This window comes from Streptomyces mesophilus, from assembly GCF_011044995.1.
In the GTDB taxonomy this organism is placed as follows: Bacteria; Actinomycetota; Actinomycetes; order Streptomycetales; family Streptomycetaceae; genus Streptomyces; species Streptomyces mesophilus.
On sequence record NZ_JAAKZW010000017.1, the window covers coordinates 52,327 to 59,341 of the forward strand.

Annotated in this window: 8 protein-coding genes; 4 read left to right on the top strand and 4 right to left on the bottom strand. The window is 71.3% G+C overall.

What is annotated here, in order from left to right; translation table 11 throughout:
- The first annotated feature begins 37 nt into the window (after nt 1-37).
- The gene (locus G6045_RS08130; protein ID WP_206343412.1) at nt 38-625 is read left to right on the top strand and encodes a lysophospholipid acyltransferase family protein; all 588 of its coding nucleotides are present in this window, start codon (nt 38-40) and stop codon (nt 623-625) included.
- Nucleotides 626-734: 109 nt separating this feature from the next.
- A complete protein-coding gene (gene der, locus G6045_RS08135; RefSeq protein ID WP_165331169.1) occupies nt 735-2,216 on the top strand; it encodes a ribosome biogenesis GTPase Der in 1,482 nt (493 codons plus the stop codon).
- Between the two features lie 129 nt (nt 2,217-2,345).
- On the opposite strand, the gene G6045_RS42155 is transcribed toward der, so the two are convergent.
- Complete coding sequence (locus G6045_RS42155; RefSeq protein WP_165331116.1) at nt 2,346-2,612, bottom strand: hypothetical protein; 267 nt, start codon at nt 2,610-2,612, stop codon at nt 2,346-2,348.
- A gap of 146 nt (nt 2,613-2,758) precedes the next feature.
- Nucleotides 2,759-3,529, bottom strand: a complete 771-nt coding sequence (locus G6045_RS08145; protein WP_165331156.1) for a hypothetical protein — start codon at nt 3,527-3,529, stop codon at nt 2,759-2,761.
- A gap of 553 nt (nt 3,530-4,082) precedes the next feature.
- Between G6045_RS08145 and G6045_RS42160 the strand changes: the two genes are divergently transcribed.
- Nucleotides 4,083-4,748: a transglycosylase family protein gene (locus G6045_RS42160; protein ID WP_328707697.1), complete on the top strand. Its 666-nt coding sequence runs from the start codon at nt 4,083-4,085 to the stop codon at nt 4,746-4,748.
- Nucleotides 4,749-4,849: 101 nt separating this feature from the next.
- Entirely contained in the window at nt 4,850-5,455 is a 606-nt protein-coding gene (locus tag G6045_RS08155) for a LysM peptidoglycan-binding domain-containing protein (protein ID WP_165331157.1), read from the top strand.
- A gap of 81 nt (nt 5,456-5,536) precedes the next feature.
- On the opposite strand, the gene G6045_RS08160 is transcribed toward G6045_RS08155, so the two are convergent.
- Together G6045_RS08160 and G6045_RS08165 are read right to left on the bottom strand one after the other, a co-directional pair.
- Nucleotides 5,537-6,208, bottom strand: coding sequence for an ATP-binding cassette domain-containing protein (locus G6045_RS08160; RefSeq protein ID WP_165331158.1), 672 nt, complete (start codon nt 6,206-6,208; stop codon nt 5,537-5,539).
- 88 nt (nt 6,209-6,296) lie between these two features.
- Nucleotides 6,297-7,015, bottom strand: a 719-nt coding sequence (locus tag G6045_RS08165) for an ABC transporter ATP-binding protein (protein WP_165331159.1), incomplete at its 5' end; no start/stop codon positions are given.

Consider the following 7,015-nt stretch of genomic DNA (forward strand, 5'->3'; position numbering starts at 1 on the left):
GGGTGCGGAGGTAGGCCGCAAGATCGGCGTCGGGCTGATGTACGGCCTGTGGAAGCCGCGCGTCCTGGGCGCCTGGAAGGTGCCCGCGAGCGGCCCGGCGATACTCGCCGTGAACCACTCGCACAACGTCGACGGCCCCATGGTGATGGGCACGGCCCCGCGGCCCACGCACTTCCTGATCAAGAAGGAAGCGTTCATCGGGCCGCTGGATCCGTTCCTGACCGGGATCGGCCAGCTCAAGGTGGACCGCACGACCGCCGACCGGACGGCGATCACCGGAGCGCTGGACGTCCTGACCGCGGGCGGCGTCCTCGGGATCTTCCCCGAGGGCACCCGGGGCGACGGCGACTTCGCCTCGCTGCGCGCCGGGCTCGCGTATTTCGCGGTCCGCAGCGGTGCGCCGATCGTCCCGGTGGCCGTACTGGGAAGCACAGACCGTCCCGGACGGTTGATAAAGGGGCTGCCGGCGCTCCGCAGCCGTATCGACGTGGTCTTCGGTGACCCCTTCGACGCGGGCGACGGCAGCGGACGGCGCACGCGCAAGGCCCTCGACGAGGCCACCCTGCGCATCCAGGAGCGGCTGACCGGCCACCTGGAAAACGCCAGGCGCCTCACGGGGCGCTGAGTAAGACTTGAAGCACCGCGTCGCACCCGGCACCGGGTGGGAACGCGGTGAGTAGTGGCCCGCGCACCTGCGTGGTCCATCGATGACCGATGACAGAGGTACGGACTTCATGAACGACCAGATCCCCGCAGAGGGCGCGCACGAGCACGAGCACGACCACGGCGCGCTCGGCGAGGCGGAGTACGCGGAGTTCATGGAGCTCGCCGCGGAAGAGGGCTTCGACATCGAGGAGGTCGAGGGCGCCCTCGAGGAGGCCGGGCACGGCCCGCTCCCCGTGGTCGCCGTCGTCGGCCGCCCCAACGTCGGCAAGTCGACCCTGGTGAACCGCATCATCGGCCGCCGCGAGGCCGTCGTCGAGGACAAGCCGGGCGTCACGCGTGACCGCGTCACGTACGAGGCCGAGTGGGCCGGACGTCGCTTCAAGCTCGTCGACACCGGCGGCTGGGAGCAGGACGTCCTCGGCATCGACGCCTCCGTCGCCGCCCAGGCCGAGTACGCCATCGAGGCCGCCGACGCCGTGATCTTCGTGGTGGACGCCACCGTCGGCGTCACCGACACCGACGCGGCCGTCGTCAAGCTGCTCCGCAAGGCCAAGAAGCCCGTCGTGCTGTGCGCCAACAAGGTCGACGGCCCGAGCGGCGAAGCCGACGCGCTGGCCCTGTGGTCCCTCGGCATCGGCGAGCCGCACCCGGTCTCCTCGCTGCACGGCCGCGGTACGGGCGACATGCTCGACGCCGTACTCGAGGCGCTGCCCGACGCACCCCAGCAGTTCTTCGGTGGCCCGGGCGTCGGCGGCCCGCGCCGTATCGCCCTGATCGGCCGCCCGAACGTGGGCAAGTCCTCGCTCCTGAACAAGGTGGCGAAGGAGGACCGCGTCGTCGTCAACGAGATGGCGGGCACCACGCGTGACCCGGTCGACGAGCTGATCAACCTCGGCGGTGTGACCTGGAAGTTCATCGACACCGCGGGTATCCGCAAGAAGGTCCACCTGCAGTCCGGCGCCGACTACTACGCCTCGCTCCGTACCGCCGCCGCGGTCGAGAAGGCCGAGGTCGCCGTGATCCTGATCGACGGCGCGGACTCGATCAGCGTGCAGGACCAGCGCATCGTCACGATGGCGGTGGAGGCCGGACGCGCCATCGTCATGGCGTACAACAAGTGGGACACCCTCGACGAGGAGCGCCGCTACTACCTCGAGCGCGAGATCGAGACTGAGCTCGGCCAGGTCGCCTGGGCCCCGCGCGTGAACGTCTCGGCGCGTACCGGCCGCCACATGGAGAAGCTGGTGCCGGCGATCGAGACGGCCATCGAGGGCTGGGAGACCCGCGTGCCGACCGGCCGCCTCAACTCCTTCCTCGGTGAGCTGGTCGCCGCCCACCCGCACCCCGTGCGCGGCGGCAAGCAGCCCCGCATCCTCTTCGGCACGCAGGCCGGCACGAAGCCCCCGCGCTTCGTGCTCTTCGCCTCCGGCTTCATCGAGGCCGGCTACCGCCGCTTCATCGAGCGCCGGCTGCGCGAGGAGTTCGGCTTCGAGGGCACGCCGATCCACATCTCGGTGCGGGTGCGCGAGAAGCGCAGCAAGAAGAAGTAACGGTCGCACTTCCGGTCGTACGAAGGCCCACCCGGCGTCTGCCGGGTGGGCCTTCGTGTGTCGTACGGAAGGGGCTCAAGTGCCGTACGGGCGCGGCTCAGGCGTCGTACGGACTCGTACGGCGGCTGCTCAGCGCTCGCGGCGCGGCCCCGGTGGCAGCGCCGCGGGGAAACCGCCCGGGCGGTGCGACAGGTGCTGCCAGGTCGGCGGGGGCGGCTCGTGGCGCGGGTGCAGGGCCGGGCTCTGCGGCATGTTGCCGAACGCCGTGAAGCCCAGGTCGTCTTCGCCGACGCGGTCCCCCGGAAGCGCCTTGAACGACCTGCGCCACTCCGCATAGAGCTCGTCATAGATCGGGGTCTCGGACTGACTCGGGGGCGTCTCCCCGGAGGGTCGCATACCGGGGATGGGGTGGCGGGAGGGGTCGTAAGGCTGCACGTAGGTGCCAACGACCCCACGGCGGTTGGGATGCGGGACGGGACGCATCGACCTCGGACCGGGCAGCGCCGACGGTGCGGGCCGGCTCACGCTGGGCTCAGCCGGCATCACGTCCCGGCCAGCGGCATGCACGCCGTGACGAGCTTGCCGTTGGCCGCGGCCTTGTCCAGGGCGTCGCGCAGCAGGTCCTCGCGGGGCTGGCGGCCGATGGAGCCAACCGGGGCGGCGAACACCAGCACCTTGTTGGTCTTGTTGGCGGCCGCGCGCCAGCCCTCGGTGACATGGAGCGGCTGGTGCGCCTGCCACCAGGCCGCCTGGCCGCCGCTCTCGCCCGGCTGGAGGACCGCGTGCAGCTGACCCATCGCGAGCAGCACCGACCAGCCGTTCAGGGCGCTGGGGACGTCCTTGACCTGGCTGACGGGCATGAAGCCCTGCTCGATCAGGAGCGGCAGGAAGTCATCGCCCCCGCTCGTGGCGCCCGGGCGGGCGATCGGTCCGGTGGGCTCCACGACGAGCGCCGGGTGCAGCTCGCCCTCCAGGAGCACGAGTCCGCTGGTCACACCGAGCACGGCCTGCTCGGGTTCTTCCGGTGCGGCCGGCTCGCCGCCGGTGATCGACTGGACGGCGCCCTGGAGCTGCTCCTCGGGAACCTGGACGACCTGCGAGGGCAGACAGGTGGCGTGCGCGAAGGCGAGGACGGCGGTCTCCTCGCCGACGAACAGCACGGTGCTGGTGCGCTCCTGCTGGCTGTCGCCCGGGGTGCGGCAGGATGTGCAGTCATAGCTGCCCGGGGAGTTGTCGCCGGTGAGCAGACGGTCGGCCTCATCGTCGCCGATCTCGGCGCGTACGTCGTCGCTGACGTCGAGCATGCGCTGCACGGGTGCTCCTCGGAAGTCGGTGCGTCGCGATGCCGGGAGGTTCCCGGCACGGGAGGACCGGTCGCTCCGGACCCCCCGAAAAGCCCGAAGGCTCATGAAGAGCACAACGGGGGAACCGTGGCGCAAGTCACGCAGTCGAGCGAACGGAATCGCACCATCCTCAGCACACGGTGAAGCCGTCACCGGAACCGCTCACTCCGCGTCAACCGCTGCTGCATACAAGGAAGTTGAAGTGGTGAGCTGAGTCACAGGTCACCGGAGTCGCTGGCGGACAAATGCGGAAATCAAGGCTTCTAGTGGGTGGCTGAAAATCGCCGCTACTCCGGGTAATGGGCAACTGGCCTGGAATGACAAGGATTTGGTTGATATCGGGCGCCTGTGTGCCTAGATTCCACCGCCGTGTGCATCGAGCACCGCTCGGGTACGTCCGCCGACCGCACCAAGCCAGCTCTTGCACCATGCGTCGGCGGACGGGACGCGACCGCTCACCGGCGTCGGATACGCCGGCGCGGCGGCGTCCAGGGGGAGCCCGGGTCCTGCGAGAGGGAACTCTGTGTTAGCCAAGTACGCCATCTCCTCACGTCCCAAGCGCAGTCGGACGACGGCAGTGCTCGCCGGGGCCGCTCTGGCCGCCCCATTGGGCCTGTTCGCAGCGAGCGGTCAGGCCGCGGCTGCCGACAGTGGGGTCTGGGACCGCATCGCCAAGTGCGAGAGCGGCGGCAACTGGCACATCAACACCGGCAACGGCTACTACGGCGGGCTCCAGTTCTCCGCCTCGACCTGGCGCGCCTACGGCGGAGGGGCATACGCCTCCACGGCCGACAAAGCGAGCAAGGCGCAGCAGATAGCCGTCGCCACGAAGGTGCAGAAGGGGCAGGGCTGGGGCGCATGGCCCACCTGCTCGAAGCGGGCCGGAGCCTACGGCAGCGCACCTGGGGTGAACGCGCCGTCCAAGTCGCAGGCGGCACCCAAGAAGGCGGCGCCCAAGAAGGTCGCGCCCAAGAAGGCGGAGTCCAAGGCGTCCAAGGCGCCCGAGCGTGCGAAGAGCCATGCGTCACGGGGTGGTTCACGGGATTACACCGTCAAGAGCGGTGACACCCTGAGCACCATCGCCGCGGCGCACGGCACGTACTGGAAGAAGATCTTCGACGCCAACAAAGCAGTGATCGGAGGCGATCCGGATCTGATCCTGCCGGGACAGAAACTGGACCTTCCCTGACAAGAGCGTGCAGCCCCGCCCGGTCGTCCGACCGGGTGGGGCTGCACGGTGCCGGGGCGCGGCACTCCGGATCCCCGCCGCGTCGCTGCTTAGCGTGACGCATGCCGAAGCGTCACTTGTGGACCCTGAGCCTCCTCGCCCTCCTGCTCCCGCTCCTGCCGACCGGGGCGCACGCCCTGTCGGGGCCACGCGCCGAGCCCTCGCCGCCACCCGCGTCCGGTCCCGCTTCCACGCATCGCTCGTACGTCTTCGAAGTGCCGTACGACTGTGCGGCGAGGAAGTGGCCGTGGAACTGTCTGGCCGAGTGCGAGAGCAGCGGCCGCTGGAGCGCCAACACCGGCAACCAGTACTACGGCGGGCTGCAGTTCTGGCAGCCGACCTGGGAGGAGCACGGCGGGCTGAAGTTCGCGCCGCGCGCCGATCTGGCCACGCGCGAGGAGCAGATCAAGGTGGCCGAGGAGGTGCTGCGCAAGCAGGGCTGGGACGCCTGGCCGGTGTGCTCGGAGCGGTACCGGCTCGACGGCCGGATCCACACCGTGAAGTCCGGCGAGACCCTGTCCTCGATCGCCCGCCGCTACAAGGTCAAGGGCGGCTGGTACGCGCTGTACCAGGCCAACCGCCAGATGATCGGCCGCTACCCGGACCGCCTCAACACGGGCACGATGCTCCTGATCCCCGACCGCGCGGGGGCGCGGCGGGTGCTGTGAGGCCGGCGGGCGGCCCCACCGCGGGGTTGAGCGCCTGACCGGACGTGGCCGCCCGTGAGCTTCCGCCGCTCAACCCTCCGGCTAAGGCCGCTGCGCTGTCGACCACTCCGTTGCCTCGCCGCTGAATGTCACCGAGCCGCGGCGCAGTTCGTGGACGAGGACGGTGCGGGCGGCCGGGGCGCGCAGGGTGGGTGGCAGGCGTTGTTCGGCCGTGATGACCGTGGCGTCTAGGGCTCCCAGCAGTTCGTACGTGCGGGCTGCGACCGTCGGGGACATGCCCTGGGCCGGTTCGTCCAGGAGCAGGACGCGCGGGTGGGCGAGCAGGGCCCCCGAGAGCGCGAGCATGCGCTGCTCGCCGCCCGAGAGGGTCGCGGCGCGGCGCCCGAGCAGCGGCCGCAGTTCGGGATACGCGTCGAAGGCGGCGGTGAAGTCCTCGTGCCGGGCGGCCAGTTCGAGGTTCTGCCGGACGGTGAGTGAGCCGAACACGGCCTGCCGGTCGGGTACGAAGCGGATGCCGTGCGCCGCGCGCTCATGCGCGGGGACGCGCGTGACGTCCCGTCCGCGCCACAACACCTGCCCCTCGGAGAGGCCCACGGCGCCGGCCAGGGCCCGCAGCACCGTCGTACGCCCCGCTCCGTTGCGTCCCAGGAGCACGGTGGCCCCTGGGTGGGCGGCGGCCAGGTCGACACCGTGCAGGGCCTCCAGGGGGCCGTAGCGCACGCGCGCCCGGCGGAGCTCGATCTCGGCGGTCATGGGTGGCCTCCGCCGATGAGTACGGGGGTGTGCGGCGTGCGGAACGTCGACGTACCGGTCCGTGAACGCCCAGGCCCGTTCCCGGTGTTCATCCGTGCTCACCGCCCGTACGCGCCACCGCGTCGAGGACCTGGCCCGCCGGCCCCGACGCGATCATGCGGCCCGCGCTCAGCACGTGCACCGTGTCGGCGAGGTGGGCCACCAGGTCCAGGTCGTGCTCGACGATCAGCAGCGCGGTGCCTTCCGCCGCGAGGGCGCGCAGGATCCGGGAGAGCGTGTCGACCTCGGCGGTGTCGAGGCCCGCCGCCGGTTCGTCCAGGAGCAGGACGTGGGGTGCGCCCGCGAGCGCCCGGCCGAGTTCCACGCGGCGCAGGGTGCCGGTCGACAGATCGGCGGCGGGGAGCCGGCGCACGGGGCCGTCGAGGCCGAGCAGGCGCAGGGTGCGGTCGACCGCGGCGGGGTCGCGTACGCGGCCCTGTTCGGCGCCGACGCGCACGTTCTCCTCGATGGTGAGCGAGGGGAAGACGGCGAGCTGCTGGAAGGTGCGGGCGATGCCGAGGCGGGTACGGGCGTGTGCGGCCAGGCGTGTGAGGTCACGCCCGGCGAACTCGACGCGGCCCGCGGCGGGCCGCACGGTACCGGCGAGGCAGTGGAACAGGGTGCTCTTGCCCGCGCCGTTGGGTCCGACGACAGCGGTGATCCGGCCGGGCGGAAGCTCCAGGCCGACGTCGTCGAGCGCGCGGAAGTCGTCGTACGCGACGGTGAGCCCGTGGGCGGACAGGGTGCCGGGAGCAGGGGGCGCGGGGG

What these genes read in the sequence shown, in the direction of transcription:
- G6045_RS08130 (WP_206343412.1), top strand. Translation starts at nt 38, where the DNA reads ATGTACGGCCTGTGGAAGCCGCGCGTCCTGGGCGCCTGGAAGGTGCCC.
- der (WP_165331169.1), top strand. Translation starts at nt 735, where the DNA reads ATGAACGACCAGATCCCCGCAGAGGGCGCGCACGAGCACGAGCACGAC.
- G6045_RS42155 (WP_165331116.1), bottom strand. Translation starts at nt 2,612, where the DNA reads ATGCGACCCTCCGGGGAGACGCCCCCGAGTCAGTCCGAGACCCCGATC.
- G6045_RS08155 (WP_165331157.1), top strand. Translation starts at nt 4,850, where the DNA reads ATGCCGAAGCGTCACTTGTGGACCCTGAGCCTCCTCGCCCTCCTGCTC.
- G6045_RS08160 (WP_165331158.1), bottom strand. Translation starts at nt 6,208, where the DNA reads ATGACCGCCGAGATCGAGCTCCGCCGGGCGCGCGTGCGCTACGGCCCC.